The organism is Streptomyces sp. 4N509B (assembly GCF_052245655.1).
Lineage (GTDB): Bacteria > Actinomycetota > Actinomycetes > Streptomycetales > Streptomycetaceae > Streptomyces.
On sequence record NZ_JBQQBZ010000008.1, the window covers coordinates 124,347 to 141,415 of the forward strand.

Consider the following 17,069-nt stretch of genomic DNA (forward strand, 5'->3'; position numbering starts at 1 on the left):
TCCGGGACGTCCGCACGCGGATCGGCCGCGCGCGGGCAACGGGCAGGTCTTCGGACTCGCGGGCGCGTCCCTCCTCGACGGAAGGACACCTACTGGCCGTCGCTTCCCAGGCCCGGCCGGGCCCAGTGCGTGTGACGGCGGTCGTTCCCACTCACCGCTGCGGGGCAGTCCCGGATTCCCACCGGGTTCCCTCTTACGACGCCTCCCGCCTGGCGGACGGGGCGAACCAGCTGCACGGGCAGTGTAAAGGCTGTCCCGCAGTCCCCGGCGGGCTCACGACGCCCTGCGACTTCCTCCCCCAGACCCCTCCGGGGTCCGGGCGGTGCCCCCAGCCGCGTTGTCGTCGAAGCCCCAGGAGGCGGGGTCGCGCCCCGGGCGGAAGGTGTGGCAGGGTCCTCACGCCCGTCGACACCGAGCCAGCCGACCGTCGGAGGTGACCCATGGGCGGCAGCGCGGGGAACGGCGGCCCGGCGAGCGGGGCCGTGTGCGTCGGATCCGCCGTCGGACGCGCCGTCGGGTCCGGCGTCGGGTCGGTCGTCTGATGGGCGCGGCGGTGTCGCCCTCCGCGGGTGCCCCGAGCGGCCGTGCCCCCGCCGCCGCAACGGGCCGGGTCCTCACCGGCGCGCACCGCGCGCTGCTGGTGGCCGGATTCCTCGTCAACATCGGCACCTTCGCGGTCTACCCGTACCTGGCCGTGCTGCTGCGGGAGCGGCTGGACGTCGGGATGGCGCAGGTCGGCGTCGTGCTCGGGGCCGCCACGCTCGTGCAGTTCGCCAGCGCGCCGTTCACCGCCGCGTTCGCCGAGCGCGTCGGGCTCAGGCGCTGCCTGCTGCTGGCCACCGTCCTGTACGCCGTCGGCGCGGCGACGTACCTGGCCGGGGCGGACCGGCCCGCGCTGACGGTGCTCGCGCTCTTCCTCAGCTGCGGCGCCGGGTCGCTCTACTCGCCCGCCTACCGCGGCTACCTGGTGCAGGGCGCGACCCCGGAGCAGCGCCCGCGAGCGGTCTCCGCGGGCAACGCCGCCGGCACCCTCGGCATCGCTCTCGGCCCCGTGGCCGGCGCCCTGTTCCTCGACGACCCCGGCCGGCTGTTCGCCGCGACCACGGTGCTCTACGCCGTGCTGGCGGTCGGTCACGTCCTCCTGCCACCCGAGCGGGCGGAGCCGTCCGAGCCGGCCGGGTCGCCCGAGCCGGCCGGGGAACGGCCGGCCGTCGAGCCGTTCCGGCGGGTGCTCCACGGTCTGGCGGTGACGCCCTTCGCCGTGACCGTTCTCACCCATTACGTGTACATGCAGTTCTACCAGTACCTCGCGGTGTACGCGGAGGGACGGCTGAGCGCCGCCGTCCTCGGCGCGGTCATGATGGGATACGCGCTCGGCCTGGCGGTGCTCCAACCCCTGACGGCCGGGTGGGTCGGCCGGACCCGCCACGCGACCGCGATGGCGGTCGGCTTCTCCTGCATGGCCCTCGCCATGGTCGCCTTCGCCACCGGGCGGACGGCGGGCGTCGCGCTCGGCGCCGTGGCGATGAGCGTCGGCAGCGCGGTGCTGTTCCTGCGCAACGACCTGGAGGCGCTGGCGCGTTCGCGGCGTTCCGCCACCGTCACCTTCGGCCAGCAGCGCCTGGCGGTGGGCGTGGGCGCGCTGCTCAGCGGGGTGGTCGGCGGCACCGTGTACGGCGTGTTCGAACGGGCGGAGCTGCTGGCCGGGTTCTGGCTCGTCGTGGCCGCGCAGTGCGTCCTGCTCCCGCCGCTGGTGCTGGCCGTGGCCCGCGGGGGTGCCCGCCGGGCCCGTCGGGCGGCCCGGCGCTGAGACGGCCGGGCGCCCGGCGCGCGGTGCCCGCCGCGCGGTCCGAACCCCGGTCAGGGCAGGGTCGGCCTCGGCTTCTCGTAGACGGTGACGTAGTTGCCCTCGGCGCGGAACGGCTCACCCCGCCAGCCGCCCCACCGCTCACGGCGCTCCAGCCCTGCCAGACGGGCCATCAGGTCGAGTTCGCTCGGCCAGGCGTAGCGCATCGACGCGGGCGCCAGGCGGATCCCCTCGTTGCTGATCAGCACGTGGTGGCCGTCGAAGCGCTGCTCGACGGGGTCGTGGCGGACGGCGACGAGCCGGACGTGGTGGAGGCCGACCTGCTGCGTCTCGACCGTCTGGTTGCGGCCGTAGCGCGCCACGTCCGGCATCGGGCACTCCAGGACGAACCGGCCGCCGGGCAGGAGGCGGCGGGCGACGTTGGCGAAGCAGCGCACCTGCTCGTCCTGGGTCATGAGGAAGAAGAACGTGGAGAACACCACGAACACCATGGCGAACCGGGCGTCGGTCTCCGGTTCGACGTCCGCCATGTCGCCGATGGTGACCGGAATCCGCTCGCCGCCCGGCTTGGCGCGCATGCGCGCCACCATCGCCTCCGACGCGTCGATCCCCCACAGGTCGACGCCCTCGGCGGCCAGCGGGATCGTCACCCTCCCGGTGCCGACCGCGAGTTCGAGCACCGGCCCCTCGGGCCCCTCCTCGATCAGCTCGACCAGGCGACGGACCGCGTCCGTGGGGTCGAGCCCGGCGTGCCACTCGTCGTAGACGTCGGCGTTCAGCTCGCCGTAGGTCTCCGGTCCGATGTTCTCCATGAGGCGTCCTCCCGGGAGTCGGTTCAGCGGGCGACGTGCGGTGCGGAACCGCGGCGCGCGGCGCCCGCGGCAGTCGGGCGCGCGGTCGGTCACGGCACACCCAACAGGTCGGCCCGCCAGCCGGAGAAGTTCCGCCGCCGGCCGGCACGCGGCCGTCCGACGGGCGCGAACCGGCCACGCGGCCCGGCCGGGGGGAACCCCTCCGCCCTCCGGCACGACCACCGTTGACGACGACGGGAACGCCCTCCGGGATTGGGGACACCTGATGCGACCCACACGTGCGGCATGCCCTTACCCCTTCCGCGAGCCGACCGCGCTGGCGCTGGAGCCCGAGTACGCGCACCTGCGCGAGCACGAACCGCTCAGCCGCATCTCCCTGCCCCACGGCGGCGACGCCTGGCTGGCGCTGCGGCACGAGGACGTCCGCACGGTGCTGAGCGACCCACGGTTCAGCCGCGCCGCGCTGCTGACCAGGGACGTGCCGCGCATCTCGCCGCGCCGGCTGACCGACCCGACGCTGCACACCGTGGACCCGCCCGAGCACAACCGGCTGCGTCGCCTGGTGTCCGCCGCGTTCAGCCCCCGTCAGGTCGAGCGGCTCACCGGATACGCGCAGCGCGTCACCGACGGCCTCCTCGACGCCGTCGAGGAGCAGGGACCGCCCGCCGACCTGGTCGCGGGCCTCGCCCTGCCGCTGCCCGTCGCCGTCATCTGCGAGATGCTCGGCGTCCCCGTGGCCGACCGGGACCGGTTCACCGGCTGGATCGACGTCGCCCTCGCCACGACCGCGTTCTCCAGCGAGGAGATCCACGCCGCGTTCACCCGCCTCAAGGACTACCTGGCCGAACTCGTCGCGGCCCGCCGCCGCGAGCCCTCCGACGACCTGCTCGGCGCGCTGGTCCAGGCACGGGACACCGAGGGCAGGCTCAGCGAGGACGAGCTGGTCGTCCTCGGGGTGACGCTCCTCTACGCGGGCCTGGAGACCACCTCCAACCACATCGGGAACTTCGCCTACGTCCTGCTGACCCGTCCCGACGCGCTCGCCGCGCTGCGCGCCGACCCCGACCTCCTGGACGGCGCGGTCGAGGAACTGCTGCGGTACACGCCGATCGTCACCTCCGCCGGCTTCACCCGCATCGCGCTGGAGGACGTCCCGTTGGGCGGCGTCGTGGTGCGCGCGGGGGACGCGGTCATGGTGCAGATCGACGCCGCCAACCGCGACGAGCGTGTCTTCGACCGGCCCGACGAACTGGACCTCACGCGCCGGCCCAACCCCCACCTCGCGTTCGGCTTCGGCCCGCACTACTGCGTGGCGGCGCAGCTGGCCAAGGCCGAACTGCGCGTCGCCGTGGGCTCGCTGCTGCGCCGCTTCCCCCGGCTGCGGCTCGCGGCCCGGGAGGAGGAGCTGTCCTGGCGGAGCGGCCGGATGGTCAGGGGCCTGGACCGGCTGCCCGTCGCCTGGTGAGCGCCGTGCCGCGGGCCGGAGCGCGGCCCGCCTCGGCCATCTCCCCCTGGCCGGGCGGCCGATGGGAGGATGAGGAGGCCATGGGCGCAGCCGGGAGCCGACCGAGCAGACTGCTGAGGGCCACGATGTTCGCGGCCCTGTGCGTGCTGCTCGCCGCCACCGGCCACATGCTCGCCCTCGGGGCGCCGCTGCCCTGGTGGGCCCCGGCCGTGGCGCTGCCCGTGGTCACGCTGGGCGCCTGGCTCCTCGCCGGGCGGGAACGCGCCGTCCCCGTCGTCACGTCCGCGGCCGTCGTCACCCAGCTGGCGCTCCACCTGGTCTTCTCCCTCGTCACCGCGGCGTGCCAGCCGGCCGGTCACCTCCCCGTCGCCGGGGGCTGGTGGAGCCGGCTGCGGTGCGTCCTCGCCGGCGGCCTCGGGGAGCGGGCCACCGGGACGGCGGCCGTCCCGGCCCAGCACGTCGAGCACGCCGCGCAGGCGCCCTCCGTCTACGGCATGGCCGCCGCCCACCTCGCCGCGGCGCTGCTCTCCGGCCTGTGGCTGGCCCACGGGGAACGCGCCGCCTTCCGCATCGCCCGAGCCGTCGGCGCCCGGCTCGTGGCTCCGCTGCGCCTGCTGTGCCGCCCACCGCTTCCCGTCCAGCCGCGCCGGGTGGCGGCGTCCGGCAGCCGCCGCCGGCCACGCCGCGCGCCCACCCTTCGCGTCGTCAGCACGCGGGGGCCGCCGCCGGGGGCCGCTGTCGCCTGACAGCAGGCGTTCCTGCCGGTCCCACCTCGGCAGCGGCAGCCGGCCCGTCCGTCACGGAGCCGGCTCTCCACCCCCCACGGGCGCGGCACTGCCGCGCAACCTCCGCGGGTCCGCGTCCGGTGACACGAAGGACCTGGTGTGTTGACGATGCCCGCCCCGACCCTGACCACCTCGCCACCCACTCCGCCACCCACTCCGTCGCTCACTCCGTCGCCCACCCCCCAGCCCGTCTCGCCACCGCCCGCCTCCGACCCCTCCGCTCCGCCCCGGCCCTCCACCGCCGGGCGCCGTGCCGACTCCGCCGACGAGCCCGTCACCCTGCTCGCCCTGGCCGCCCGCACCGGCGACCCCGTCGCCGTCGAGTCCTTCGTGCGGGCCCTCCACCGCGACGTGTGGTGCTACGTCGCCAAGCTCGCCGACGACCCCCGACTGGCCGACGACCTCGTGCAGGAGACCTTCCTGCGGGCGCTGCGCGGCCTGCACCGCTTCGAGGGCCGCTCCTCCGCCCGCACCTGGCTGCTGTCCATCGCCCGCCACACCGTCGTGGACAGCCTGCGCCGCGCCTCCGCCCGCCCCCGGCTCTCCGACCGCGAGGACTGGCAGCTCGCGGTCGAACGGTCCCAGCCGCGCGGCCTGCCCGGCTTCGAGGACGGCGTGGCCCTGATCGAGCTGCTGGCCGCGCTGCCGTACGAGCGGCGCCGCGCGTTCGTGCTGACGCAGGTCCTCGGCATGAGCTACGAGGAGGCGGCCCGCACGTTGGGCTGCCCGATCGGGACCGTCCGCTCCCGGGTGGCGCGGGCGCGGGCCTGCCTGGTCGCGCTGCTGGCCGACGCGGAGTCGGCCCACCCCGCCGCCCGGCGCGGCCCGGTCCCGGTCTAGGCCGGGCCTCACCCGCCGTCCGCTTTCGCCCGCCGCCCGTGTGCGGTCACGGACACGGGAGCGCCGCGGGTCAGCGTGCGGCCGGCGGCAGGGGGAAGCGGAACGCCGCGCCGTCGCCACCCAGCTGGAGCCACAGACGCTCCGGCTGGGTGACGACGCGCAGCGCGAGCGCCGCGCAGCCGGGACAGCGCGCCGTCAGCCCCGGCTCGGGCCCGTAGACGTGGAGCTCCGCGACGGTCGACGGGCGCCGGCAGGCGGGGCACATCCGCCACGCGACGGTGGGGTCGACGGCGAAGACGTCGGCGAGCGGGCCCGCCAGGGCGTTGCCGTCCACGTAGGAGTGCGGGCGGGGTTGCTGGTCCATGACGCTCCCTCGGGTCGTGTGGGTCAAGCGGGTCGGGCGTGGGGGCGGAGGTCAGCCGAAGCGCTCCGTGCGGATCCGGTCCGGGGGGTGGCCGTCGCGCAGCAGCAGTCCGCTGACGTGCTCCACGAAGCCGGTCGGCCCGCAGACGTAGCAGCGCGACTCGTCGGGCGGGAGCAGGCCCCGGAGGTCGTCGGCGGTGACGCGCCCCGCCGGCCGGGCCGCGCCGGGCGGCGCCAGGCGGGTGTGGACGACGCGCACGGGCACCTCGGCCCGGAGGACGTCGAGTTCCTCGCGGTACCAGACGTCCGCCTCCCCGCGCGCGGAGTACACCAGGGCGCAGGCCACGTCGGCGCCCGTCCGACGCCGGTCCCTGAGCATGGCGATGAGGGGGACGACGCCCGATCCGCCGGCGACGAGCAGCGCTGGTCGCCGTTCCCGCCGCGGCTGCCAGACGAACCAGCCACCGAGCGGGCCCTTCACCTCGACCAGCGCGCCGAGCGGCAGGACGTCGGCGAGGTAGGGGGAGACCTCGCCGCCGGGCACCGCCTGCACGCCGAGTTCGAGGCGGCGGCCGTCGGACGGCGCGGCGAGGGAGTAGCTGCGGACCGCGTGGTAGCCGTCGGGGGCGGTGAGGCGCACGTCGACGTGCTGGCCCGGCAGGTGCCCCGGCCAGCCGTCCACCTCGAACCGCAGCGTCCGGCCGGTGGCCGTCTGGTCGGTCCGCTCCACCAGCCGGGCCGGCAGCCATCCGCGTCCCACCCGCCCCGCCCGTCAGTCGCCCTGGTGGCGCTGTTCGCGCCAGGGGTCGCCGTAGTCGTGGTAGCCGGCGGTCTCCCAGAAACCGGGCTGGTCGCGGACGGTCAGGCGCAGCTCCCTGACCCACTTCGCGGACTTCCAGAAGTACAGGTGCGGGATCACCAGGCGGGCCGGGCCGCCGTGGTCGGGGGCGAGCGGCTGCCCGTCGAAGGTGTGCGCGAGCCAGGCCCGCCCGCCGGTGACGTCCCGGAGGGGGAGGTTCGTGGTGTAGCCGTCGTAGGACCGTGCCAGGACGAACTCGGCCGCCGTCTCCCTGCCGTCGAGGAGGGCGCCGAGGAAGACGTCGAGGGAGACGCCCACCCAGGTGGTGTCGAACTTCGACCACCGCGTGACGCAGTGGATGTCGGCCGTGGGGCTCTCCTGGGGCAGGGCCATCATCTCCTCCCACGACCAGCTGAGGCCGCGTCCCGTCTCGTCGGAGACGGTGAAGGTCCAGCTCTCGAGCGGCACCTGGGGGGTGGGGCCGGCGCTCAGCACGGGGAAGGACTCCGTCGGGTACTGGCCGGGCGGGAGCCGTTCCTGGAGCGTGCGGGCGCGTCCCTGGAAGCCAGGGGAGTAGGTCTCCATCGCCTCACTCCTCGCGTTCGGTCGTGGTCGTGGCGGGCGTGGCCGTGACGGACGTGGTCGTGACGGGGTGCCGAGCGCCCGGGCACGGGCCCTCCCGACCGATGGTCCGGGTCCCGGGGCGCACCGCAACCCGGGCCACGGGGCGCCGAGGCCCCGTGGCCCGGGAGGCGTCCGGGCGGGGGCCGCCGACCGATCGGCCGCCGAACGGGTGAGGACGCCTCAGCCCGTGGGCTCGGGCCGGCGCGTCGTCCGTCGCAGCTCTCTCATCTCCCGCGTCACCGCCCAGGCGTCCGCCACCGGACCCATGTGGCCCAGCTTGTCGGGGTTCATGACGGAGCGGATCGCCCGGACCCGGCCGTCGGCCACGTCCAGCGACAGGGCGCAGAGGATTCCGCCGTCCCGGTCGCGGAGGAGCGCGCCCGGCTCGCCGTTGAGCCGCCGCGGCTCCACCGCGACGCCGATCCCGAGGAACGGCGGGACGACCGCGGCGAGCAGCGTCGCGACGTCGTCGGCGCCGACGATCCGCCCGGCCCACCGGGGGCCCTTGCCGCCGCCGTCGCCCACCAGGTGCGCGTCGGCGGCCAGGAGCGCCCGCAGCCCGGCCACGTCCCCCGCCGTGTAGGCGTCGAGGAACCGCCGCGCGAGCTCCTCACGCTCTCCGCGGTCCGCCACGAACCGGGGGCGGCCGGCCGCCATGTGACGGCGGGCCCGCACCGCGAGCTGACGGCACGCCTCCGGGGAGCGCCCCACGGCGGCGGCGATCTCGGGGAAGCCGAAGCCGAACGCCTCCCGCAGCACGAAGACCGCCCGCTCCGGGGGGCTCAGCCGCTCCAGCAGGAGCAGCGCCGCCGTCGACACCGTGTCCGCCAGCTCCGCCGAGCGCTCCGGGTCCTCGTAGGGGTCGGTCAGCAGCGGCTCGGGGAACCACGGGCCGACGTACTCCTCCCGCCGCACGCGCGCCGACCGCAGCACGTCGATCGCGACCCGGGTGACGACGGCCGACAGGAACGCCCTGGTGGAGGTGGGGCGGGTCGCGGTCGCCTCCCAGCGCAGCCACGTCTCCTGGAGGGCGTCCTCGGCCTCGCTCACGCTGCCGAGGATCCGGTACGCGATCGCGAACAGCAGCGGGCGCAGCTCCAGGAACTCCTCGGTCCGCCTCGTCACCTCCCCGGCCGCCCTCGTCGTCCGGCTCACGCGAGTCCCTCCCGGAAGCCCTGCCGCCACGACGGGTAGTGCGGCTCCCAGCCGAGCTCACGCCGGGCCTTGGCGTTGGAGAAGCCGCGTCCCTCGGTCATCATCGTCACCGCCACCCGACCGGCCACCAGGCGCGCCAGCCACCGGGGCACCCGCACCGGCGGCTTCGCGCCCGCGCAGCGCGCGAGGTGGGGAAGCCACTCGCTGGCCGGCGCCGGCTCGTCGTCCACGATGTTGAACACGCCCGTGGCCCGCTGCTCCACGGCCAGGACCGTCGCGCTCGCCGCGTCGTCAAGGTGCACCCACGAGCAGTAGCCGGTGCCGCCGCCGACGAGCGGGAACTGGCGTCGGCGGACCATCTCGACCTGGTCGTCGCTCGCGCCCGGCCCGTAGAACCCGCCGTAGCGCAGCACCGCGCCCCCCGCCCCGACGACCACGTCCTCGACGTGGCGGATCGCCTCCGCCACCGCCTGCGCGGCCGTCCCCGTCTGCGGGTCCAGCGGGTCCTCCTCGGTCTTCACCCACCCGCCCTCACGCAGGCCGTTCCACGCGGCGTAGCTCTGCGCGACGAGCGTGGTGACGCCGCTGGCCTCGGCCGCCGCCACGAGGTGGTCGGTGCCCTCGATCCGCAGTCGGTTCGTGGTGGCGAACCAGCGGTCGATGTGCCGCAGGTCGGGGGTGCCGGCGATCGCGGTCATCTGGTGGACCACCGCGTCCGGCCGGGCGAGGGCCACGGCCTCGCCGACCGACGCCGCGTCCAGCCCGTCCATCACGACGGCGTCCGCGCCGAGCCGCCGCAGCAGCTCCAGCCGGTCGGTCCCCGTCGTCGTCGCCGTGACGTGGTGCCCCCTGGCCACCAGCAGTGGCACCAGGCGCCGCCCCACCACCCCGCTCCCGCCCGCCACGAACACCCGCACGACCCTCACCTCTCCCGTTCGACGACCGCCTGTCGTCCCGAGGACGAGACGGCCGGCGTGTCTGTGACACGGGGGACGAGGACGGCGGGGCCACCCACACCTCGTCCACGCCCCCATCATCTCGCCGCCGTGCCGACCGGGCACCCCGGACGGCTCGGACGGGGACTGGCGTGGGATGGGATGGGATTGGATGGGGGGATGCGGATCGTTCCCCTCGAGGATGGCTTCGTGGAGCAGGCCGCGGCGCTGCTGAGCCGGGCACACGCCCCCGCCGCGGCGGGGGCGGAGGAGGGCGCGGGCGGCTGGGACATCGCGGACGCGGAGGTGGCCCGTCGTGCGGTGGCGGGCTGGTGGGGAACGGGGCCGGCGGTGGCGGCCGTGCGGGACGGCGGGCTCGTCGGCTTCATGGCGGCCGTGGCACCGGCGTTCCCCGGCGAGCCGACGGCCCGCGTCCGCCTCACCCAGCACGCGAGCGTCGTTGCCGACCGGCGCGCGATCTACCGCGCCCTGTACGAGGCCCTGTCCGGTCAGCTGACCGCGATCGGCGCGTTCAGCCACACCGTCGCGGTGCCGGCGGGCGCGCGGGACACGGTCACTTGCTTCTTCGAGCTCGGCTTCGGGGTCGACCAGATCAGGGGCTTCCGGCCCGTCCCCGACGCGCGCACGCCCGAGGCGCGCCCGCCCGCCCCGCGAACGCCCGACGGGGCCGCCGCCGTCCCGGGGGTCCGCCTGCGCCCGGCGCGCGGGGCGGACGTGGACCGGCTGCTGGAGCTGACCGTGGAGCTCCAGCACTTCCACGCCCTGCCACCGGCCCTGCGCCCCGCGCTCGTCGATCCGCGGGCGATCCGCGACGGCTTCCTGGCGGCGCTGGGGGACGACCGTCAGCTGCTCCTCGTCGCCGAGCGGCGGGGCCAGCCCGTCGGGATGATGCAGGCGGGTCCTGACAGCAGCCACACCGACGCGGCGACGATCGGCATCGCGGTGGTGACCGCGTCCTCCCGCCTGGCCGGGGTGGGCAGCGCGTTGCTGTCCGGCGTGGGGGAGTGGGCGAGGGAGCGGGGCTTTCGCCGGTACGGCGCCGAGTGGACCTCGGCGAACCGCGTCAGCGACGCGTTCTGGCGCGGCCGGGGCATGGTGCCCACGCAGCTGAAGCTCACCCGGCTGATCGACTCCCGCGTCGCGTGGGCCGACGCCGCGATGACGTACGACACTTCACCCCGGGCCCGCCCGCGTCGCGCCCGGCCGAGGACGGCAAGGACGGCGTCGCCGGCGCAGGCGGCGAAGGTGACGTGGCCGGCGCGGCCGGGGAGTTCGGTGTGGACCGGGCGGGCGGCCGGTGAGGCGGGGGCGCGGGCGCGGGCGCTCGGGCTCACAGCGCGAGCGGCGCGTCCGGGGGGTCGGCGAGCTCCGGCTCCCTGGCCGACAGCGTCCAGCTGACGGCGCGGAAGAAGCGGGTGTGGTCGGTGCCCAGGTCGTCCTCCTCGGGCCCGGGGGGCAGCGGCGGCCCGGCGGCCGGGGGATCGGCGGCGGCCTCCTGCCAGTAGGGGGAGAAGTACGCGAGGAGGCGCTCCTCGACGGCGGCGACCAGCTCCGGCTCGCCGGCCTCGGCGGCCTCGGCGAGCCGGGCGCGCAGCGTCCCGCACACGTCCGCGTACATCTCCCGCGTGTACTCGTTGGGGAACTGCCGCCCGGTGTCCTCCTGCCGCACGTGGTACACGAGCGCGTGTAACGCCGCCCGCGCGTAGCGGTCGAAGGCCCGCGCGCGGTCGCCCTCGTGCCAGGCCACGTCGCCGTAGGTGCGCGTCACCAGCACCCGCAGCTCGTAGTCGTCGGCGAGCTCGGGGACGACGGCGTCCAGCAGGCGCCGGGCCCGCGCCGGGTCGGCGCCGCCGTCGGCCCACAGCGCGGCCTCCTGCCAGACCGCCCAGGCGCCGATCCACAGCTCGTCCTCCTCCGTGGCCACCTCCGCGCCCGTCCGGTACCACTCGGCCGCGACCCGCCGGTCGCGGTCGCCGCCGTCGCCGCCGCACCACACGACGTCGCCCATCAGGCAGCACATCAGCAGGTGGACGCGGCGCAGGTCGGGGTCCACCGGCACCCGGCCCCGGCTGATGCCGAGCTGGAGGCGGATGCTGTTCATCGCCTGGGCCGCCTGGCGCCAGCGCTCGGGGTCGCGGCCGGGCCGCTGGTTGCGCCGGCCGGCGACGTAGCCGCGGCGGAACGTGTCGAGCCAGTCGATCCAGCGGGCGGGGAAGCGGTCGGCGACGGCGGCGCGGTAGCCCATGACCAGCTGCTCGCAGTTGCCCGAGGGGCCCTCGACCTCCATGTCCCACCACCAGAACGCCTCGAAGAACAGGCGGATCATGGCCCGTTGGGCGCCGGGGAAGGCGTCGCGGTCCAGGTGCGCGGCGTAGTACAGCCACTCGCGGGCGTCGCGCCGCCACTCGGGGTCCTCGTAGCGGGTGCCGGAGGCGTGCGGGGACACCGGGTCGTACGGCTCGTCGAAGTTGAGGCCGCGGCGGTAGTGGCGCTCCGCGACGGCGTGCAGCCGGGCGTACCGCTCGGGCCGCTCGGCCGCGAGCCGGCGGGCGTGGTTCTCGCGGAGGTAGTCGTGCAGCCGCCAGCCGAGTTCGAGGTCGTCGTCGAAGCGGGTGATGACGGTGGACCGCGCCAGCCAGTCGTGGACGCGCCGCGCCGCGTCGGCGTCGATCCCCTCCTCCGACAGCACCCCGAGAAGCACCTTGACCGTGCAGCGGCGCAGCACGACCAGCAGGTCGAAGACCTCCACGGGGCGGCCCACGAGGTCGGAGGCGGCCTGGTCGACGAAGGTGCGGACGGCCTCGATCGACCCGCGCCGCGCGTCGCCCTCCCACGCCGTCTCGCCGCCCAGGACGCGGGCGCGGACGGCGTCGGGGTCCGCGTCGGTGGGCAGCGAGCCGGCGACGATGTCGGTGCAGGTGCCCACGCCCAGCGGGTGTCCGCCGGTCGCCCGGTGGACGGCGTCCGAGGCGGCCGTGGCCGCGTCGGGGGACCAGCCGGCGGACGTCAGGCGCTCGGTGACGTGGGCGCGGGTCTCGCCGGGCTCCATCATGCCGAGGCGGACGGTGGTCATCCCCGGCGCGGTCACCCGCTGCTCGGCGACCGGACGGCGGGCGTGGACCACGACGGCCGTGGGCAGGCCGTCGAGGACGGTGGTCAGCCAGACGCCGGTGGCCGTGTTGAGGATCTCCTGGAGGTCGTCGACCAGGAGGGCGAGCGGGCGCTGCCGGGCGACGCCGTCCAGCACGGCGAGCAGCTGGTGCTGCATCAGCGCCAGCCGGTCCAGCGGCGTGGCGACCTGGAGGTTCACGTTGCCGACGTTGTCCAGCGCGGAACGGCGGGCGCCGCTGATCCTCACGCGGCTCAGGCCGTCGATGCGCACGGGCGTCAGCCGCGCGCTCCGCGCGGCGAGGACGGCCTCCTCCAGCTCCTCGCCGTACTCCGGGGTGATCGGGGGAGCGATGTCGCCGTCCGGGAGCGAGGCGGCGCGCACGTCCGCCGCCATGGCGTCGATCAGGGCGCGGCAGGCGCTGTAGTCGGCCATCTCGCGGACCGATCCGGCGGTGATGCCGACGCCGAAGGCGGGCGCCTGGGCGGAGATGAACAGGGTGAGGAAGCCGGCGCGCCGCAGGTCGTTGGCGAGGCTGCTCAGCAGGATGGTCTTGCCGCAGCCGCTGTCGGCGACGACGTCGACGCGGGCGCCGCGGCCGGGGGTGCGGGCGGCGTCCAGCACGGCGTCGCGGGCGGCGCGTTGGGCGTGGGACAACGGCAGCTCGGCCGGTGGCGGCGGGTCGGCCGGAGGGTCGGCTGGCGGGTCGGCCGTCGCGTCGGCCGGCGGGTCGGTCGGCGGGTCGGCCGGCGGCCGGCCGGGCGGCGTCGGGTCCGGCGCGGGCCCGGTGGTGGAGGGTGCCGCGCCGGCCGCCGGCGCGGAGCCCGGCGTGGCCGTGGGCACGGAGTCCGAGGTGGCCGCCGACGGGGAGGCCGGCCCGGTCGTCGGCGCCGCGCCGGCCCGTTCCTCGGGTGCCCCCTCGGCGCCCGCCTCGCCGCGCCCCACCCCCGCGAGGCCGACGCGCCGCAGCACCCGCCCCGCGACGCGGCGCAGCCGCACCCGGATCACCCCGCCCCCGGGCCCGGTGCGGCCCACGTCCTCGATCCGGCCGCCGGTGACGCGGCTGACGGACACGTCGACGCGCCCGCCCGGCCCCTCGGCCACGCCCACGTCCGACACGTCCGTGTCCCGTAAGCGGCTCAGCGAGACGTCGACCCGCGGCGCCGTCGGGGCCGCCGACGCCCGTGGCGAGCCGGCGCCGCCGCGGACGTCCGTGAGCCACCACGCGCCCAGCGCTATCAGCAACACCGCGCCCACCGCGCCCGCCACCAGCGGGAACGCGGCGCCCGTCAGCACGCCCGCGGTGCCGAGGACGATGCTGGTCCCCAACGAGACCAGCAGCGCGGGATACCCGCGCAGACCCCGGGCCACCTCCTGGAGGCCGCCCCCCAACTCGGCCGCCGGCTCGGCCACGGCCGGCAGGGGCGCGGCGCCCGCCGCCGCCCGCGCCGCCGCGTCGGCGAGCGCGGCCGACGCCGGTTCGGGAACCGCGGGCTGACCCGGCGTCGGTTCCGGGGTGGACGCGGGGGGTGTGGTTCCGCCGTCAGACGTGGGCATGGCCGCCTCCTCGGGAGTACCGAGCCGAGTGTGCCGACGCGCGGTGGTGGTCCCGGTTTCCCCCCCGGGATGTCTCGCGCCTCACGCGCCCGACGCCACCCACCGTATCGAGTGGGGGACTTGTGCCGCTACGGTGAAGGACGAACCCCTTGCCGGAATCGGGTGCTCCTGGGAGCGTTTTCCGGAACAGCCTCGGGGGCGAGGCGGCGGCGCGGAAGGGCGGCCAGGGGTGGGAGAGATCGCGGACGTCGGCACGGGCGGGGAGCCCCACGTCAGGCCACTCGACGGCGCCGGCCGGGAACTGGACGCCGTCTACCGGGAGTTACTGGAGCCGTCGTTCCGGGCGGACGAGCTGGACCCCCTGGAGGAGGTGCGGGAGGCGGTCGCCTCCGGTGACACCACGGGGTGGGTCGCGGTGGACCCCGACGGCCGTCCGCTGGCCGCCGCGCTCGGCGAGTGGGACCCGGAGTTGCGCGTCGGGCTGCTGGCCTGGGTCGCGGTGCGCCCGGGGCTCCGAGGACACGGCGCCGGAGGCCGGGTGCTGGACGCCGCGCTGCGGGCGTGGCGGGCCGCCTGGGACCCGTGCCTGATCCTGGCCGAGGTCGCCGACCCGGCGCACCACGCCGCGGGCGAGGCGGCGCACGGCGATCCGACGGCGCGTCTGCGGTTCTACCTGCGGCGCGGCGCCCGCGCGTTGGACGTGCCGTACTTCCAGCCGGCGCTCGGCGCCGGCAGGCGGCGCGTGGACGGCATGCTCCTGCTCGTCCTCCACGCCCACCCCGACCTCGGCGGCGCGCGGCCGGACACGGTGGACGGCGCCGTGCTGCGGGCGTACCTGGAGAGCTACCAGACCTCGGCCGAGGGTGCCGTGGCCACCGACGAGCGCGCCCGCCGCCTGTGGCGGGCCGTCGACCGCCCCGGCGGCGTCCCCTTCCGCGACGACCTCGGTGACCTCGGCGGCCCCACTCCGCCGGCCCCTTAGCGGCCGACGGCGGCCCGCCGGAGAACGGGCTGTTTCAAGTCCGCGCCTCCGGTTACCCGTTGTGCGCGGACAACGGAACAGGGAGAAGACCAATGGCTACTCACGTCTTCGAGGAAGTACACATCAGCAAGGGTGTGCGGCCCCTCGCCCAGCACGGGTACGTGGCCGTTGAGGACGGAAGGCTCCACCTGCTCGGCTCCGACCGTCGTCTGATCGCCAGCTCGCGGGTGAGCCATGTCAGCGCGTCACCGGCCCGGTTCTCGGGCGGCAGGACGGTCGCCGTGCGTGTCAACGGCACGCGGTACAACGTCTCCCCGCGGTGGGGCGAGCGCGCCGGTCACCTGGTGCGCCCGGGACGTCCGGAGCGGGTGGAACGCGCCTCCGAGGAGCTGCTGCGCGTCGTGGAACGCGAGGGCGGCACGGTGGCGGACCACTGACGCCGGGAGCGGACGGCCGCGTCGAGAGTGCCCGCGGGTGACGACATCCCCCCGCCGGCACGGCGCGCCCGAGGCGTGGATCGACAGGAGGCCGTCACGGGTGGACAAGGACACACCCGCCTCCCCCGGCGATGCTGGACCCGTCCGAGAGTGCAGGGCCTGACCCCACCCGGGGTCGGGCCCCGCGCGTGCCGTCGGAACGCCCCGGCCTGGGAGCCCGTGGTGCCCCGGCCGGTGGCGCGTCCGGTGGTTCGCCACCGCGCCACCGGCCGGGGTCCGTGGTCGGTCGCGCCCTTCCCCGCAGGGCGTCCCGGCGGCGGCGGTTAGCGGCGGCGGGCGGCCGGCTCCAGCGCGGACGTGCTCGTCTGCCACATGTTGTCGGCGACGTTGACGGTGTGTCCGGGCGGCACGATCGCGTCGACGCGGTCGAGCAGCTCCGTGGACAGCTCCACGCCGTCGGCCGTCAGGTAGGACTCCAGGTGCTCGATCGTGCGCGGGCCGACGATCGCGGAGCTGACGGCCGGGTGGCGGATGACGAACGCGAGCGCCAGCTGGATCAGCGACAACCCGGCCTCGTCGGCGAGCGCGCCGAGGGCGTCGGCGGCGTCGAGCTTCGCCGCGTTCGCCGCCGAGGTGGCGTCGTAGGCGGCGGCGAAGAGGTTCCTGCGGGCCGCCGACCCGGGGCCGGCGATCTCCCGGCCCCTGCGGTACCCGCCGGCGAGCCAGCCGCCGGCCAGCGGGCTGTAGGTCAGCACGCCCATGCCGTACCGCTGGCAGGTCGGCAGCACGTCGTACTCGACGGCGCGGGTCAGCAGGGAGTACGGGGGCTGCTCGGTGCGGAACCGTTCGCGGCCCCGGCGCTCGGCCGTCCACTGGGCCTCGACGATCTCCGAGCCGGCGACCGTGGAGGCGCCGATCATCCGGATCTTCCCCGCGCGGACGAGGTCGGAGAGCGCGCCCAGGGTCTCGTCGACGTCGACGGACGCGTCGAGGCGGTGGATCTGGTACAGGTCGATCCAGTCCGTCCCGAGCCGGCGCAGGGAGTTCTCGACGGCCTGGGTGATCCACCGCCGCGAGGTGCCGCGCTGGTTGGGGTCCTCGCCGAACGGCAGGCCGCCCTTGGTGGCGAGGACCACGCTCTCGCGCCGTCCGCCGGAAAGGGCCCGGCCCACGATCCGTTCGGACTCCCCCTGGGAGTAGAAGTCGGCGGTGTCGACGACGTTGATCCCGGCGTCGAGGGCGCGGTGGATGATCTTCACCGCGTCGTCGTGGTCGGGGTTGCCGAAGGCGCCGAACATCATCGCGCCCAGCGACAGCGGGCTGACGACGACGCCGGTGCGTCCGAGAGGTCGGTGCTCCATGAGGGCTCCTCGAAACG

15 protein-coding genes and 1 riboswitch are annotated in these 17,069 nt (G+C 76.2%); of the genes, 7 read left to right on the forward strand and 8 right to left on the reverse strand.

The window, feature by feature from the left end:
- Nucleotides 1-24: 24 nt before the first annotated feature.
- Nucleotides 25-246, reverse strand: a riboswitch (cobalamin riboswitch).
- A gap of 295 nt (nt 247-541) precedes the next feature.
- Nucleotides 542-1,810 carry an MFS transporter gene (locus tag ACTWP5_RS11140; RefSeq protein WP_443220677.1) on the forward strand — a complete coding sequence of 423 codons (1,269 nt, stop codon included), beginning with the start codon at nt 542-544 and terminating at the stop codon, nt 1,808-1,810.
- A 50-nt stretch (nt 1,811-1,860) separates the two neighbouring features.
- On the opposite strand, the gene ACTWP5_RS11145 is transcribed toward ACTWP5_RS11140, so the two are convergent.
- Entirely contained in the window at nt 1,861-2,619 is a 759-nt protein-coding gene (locus ACTWP5_RS11145) for a class I SAM-dependent DNA methyltransferase (RefSeq protein ID WP_443220678.1), read from the reverse strand.
- A 265-nt stretch (nt 2,620-2,884) separates the two neighbouring features.
- Here ACTWP5_RS11145 and ACTWP5_RS11150 point away from each other — a divergent pair, with 265 nt between their 5' ends.
- From ACTWP5_RS11150 to ACTWP5_RS11160, 3 genes are all read left to right on the forward strand, one after another.
- Nucleotides 2,885-4,084: a cytochrome P450 gene (locus ACTWP5_RS11150; RefSeq protein WP_443220679.1), complete on the forward strand. Its 1,200-nt coding sequence runs from the start codon at nt 2,885-2,887 to the stop codon at nt 4,082-4,084.
- An 80-nt stretch (nt 4,085-4,164) separates the two neighbouring features.
- Nucleotides 4,165-4,830: a hypothetical protein gene (locus ACTWP5_RS11155; RefSeq protein WP_443220680.1), complete on the forward strand. Its 666-nt coding sequence runs from the start codon at nt 4,165-4,167 to the stop codon at nt 4,828-4,830.
- Nucleotides 4,831-4,977: 147 nt separating this feature from the next.
- Nucleotides 4,978-5,709: a sigma-70 family RNA polymerase sigma factor gene (locus ACTWP5_RS11160; protein ID WP_443220681.1), complete on the forward strand. Its 732-nt coding sequence runs from the start codon at nt 4,978-4,980 to the stop codon at nt 5,707-5,709.
- 70 nt (nt 5,710-5,779) lie between these two features.
- Here ACTWP5_RS11160 and ACTWP5_RS11165 read toward each other — a convergent pair whose 3' ends face one another.
- From ACTWP5_RS11165 to ACTWP5_RS11185, 5 genes are all read right to left on the reverse strand, one after another.
- Nucleotides 5,780-6,073, reverse strand: coding sequence for a DUF6510 family protein (locus ACTWP5_RS11165; protein WP_443220682.1), 294 nt, complete (start codon nt 6,071-6,073; stop codon nt 5,780-5,782).
- A gap of 51 nt (nt 6,074-6,124) precedes the next feature.
- Complete coding sequence (locus tag ACTWP5_RS11170) at nt 6,125-6,832, reverse strand: ferredoxin reductase (RefSeq protein ID WP_443220683.1); 708 nt, start codon at nt 6,830-6,832, stop codon at nt 6,125-6,127.
- Nucleotides 6,833-6,844: 12 nt separating this feature from the next.
- Nucleotides 6,845-7,456, reverse strand: a complete 612-nt coding sequence (locus tag ACTWP5_RS11175) for a sulfite oxidase-like oxidoreductase (protein ID WP_443220684.1) — start codon at nt 7,454-7,456, stop codon at nt 6,845-6,847.
- A 219-nt stretch (nt 7,457-7,675) separates the two neighbouring features.
- The gene (locus ACTWP5_RS11180; protein WP_443220685.1) at nt 7,676-8,650 is read right to left on the reverse strand and encodes an RNA polymerase sigma-70 factor; all 975 of its coding nucleotides are present in this window, start codon (nt 8,648-8,650) and stop codon (nt 7,676-7,678) included.
- Entirely contained in the window at nt 8,647-9,576 is a 930-nt protein-coding gene (locus ACTWP5_RS11185) for an NAD-dependent epimerase/dehydratase family protein (protein WP_443220686.1), read from the reverse strand. Before ACTWP5_RS11185 ends, ACTWP5_RS11180 begins: the two co-directional genes overlap by 4 nt.
- 189 nt (nt 9,577-9,765) lie before the next feature.
- On the opposite strand from ACTWP5_RS11185, the gene ACTWP5_RS11190 reads away from it, so the two are divergent.
- Nucleotides 9,766-11,004, forward strand: coding sequence for a GNAT family N-acetyltransferase (locus ACTWP5_RS11190; RefSeq protein WP_443220687.1), 1,239 nt, complete (start codon nt 9,766-9,768; stop codon nt 11,002-11,004).
- Here the strand turns inward: ACTWP5_RS11190 and ACTWP5_RS11195 are convergent.
- Nucleotides 10,937-14,272 (reverse strand): hypothetical protein, encoded by a 3,336-nt coding sequence (locus ACTWP5_RS11195; RefSeq protein WP_443220688.1) that lies wholly within the window; start codon nt 14,270-14,272, stop codon nt 10,937-10,939. The genes ACTWP5_RS11190 and ACTWP5_RS11195 overlap by 68 nt on opposite strands.
- A 229-nt stretch (nt 14,273-14,501) precedes the next feature.
- Between ACTWP5_RS11195 and ACTWP5_RS11200 the strand changes: the two genes are divergently transcribed.
- Together ACTWP5_RS11200 and ACTWP5_RS11205 are read left to right on the forward strand one after the other, a co-directional pair.
- Nucleotides 14,502-15,254 carry a GNAT family N-acetyltransferase gene (locus ACTWP5_RS11200; protein WP_443220689.1) on the forward strand — a complete coding sequence of 251 codons (753 nt, stop codon included), beginning with the start codon at nt 14,502-14,504 and terminating at the stop codon, nt 15,252-15,254.
- A gap of 92 nt (nt 15,255-15,346) precedes the next feature.
- Nucleotides 15,347-15,691, forward strand: a complete 345-nt coding sequence (locus ACTWP5_RS11205; protein WP_443220690.1) for a hypothetical protein — start codon at nt 15,347-15,349, stop codon at nt 15,689-15,691.
- A 323-nt stretch (nt 15,692-16,014) separates the two neighbouring features.
- On the opposite strand, the gene ACTWP5_RS11210 is transcribed toward ACTWP5_RS11205, so the two are convergent.
- Nucleotides 16,015-17,052 (reverse strand): aldo/keto reductase, encoded by a 1,038-nt coding sequence (locus ACTWP5_RS11210; RefSeq protein ID WP_443220691.1) that lies wholly within the window; start codon nt 17,050-17,052, stop codon nt 16,015-16,017.
- Nucleotides 17,053-17,069 lie beyond the last annotated feature (17 nt).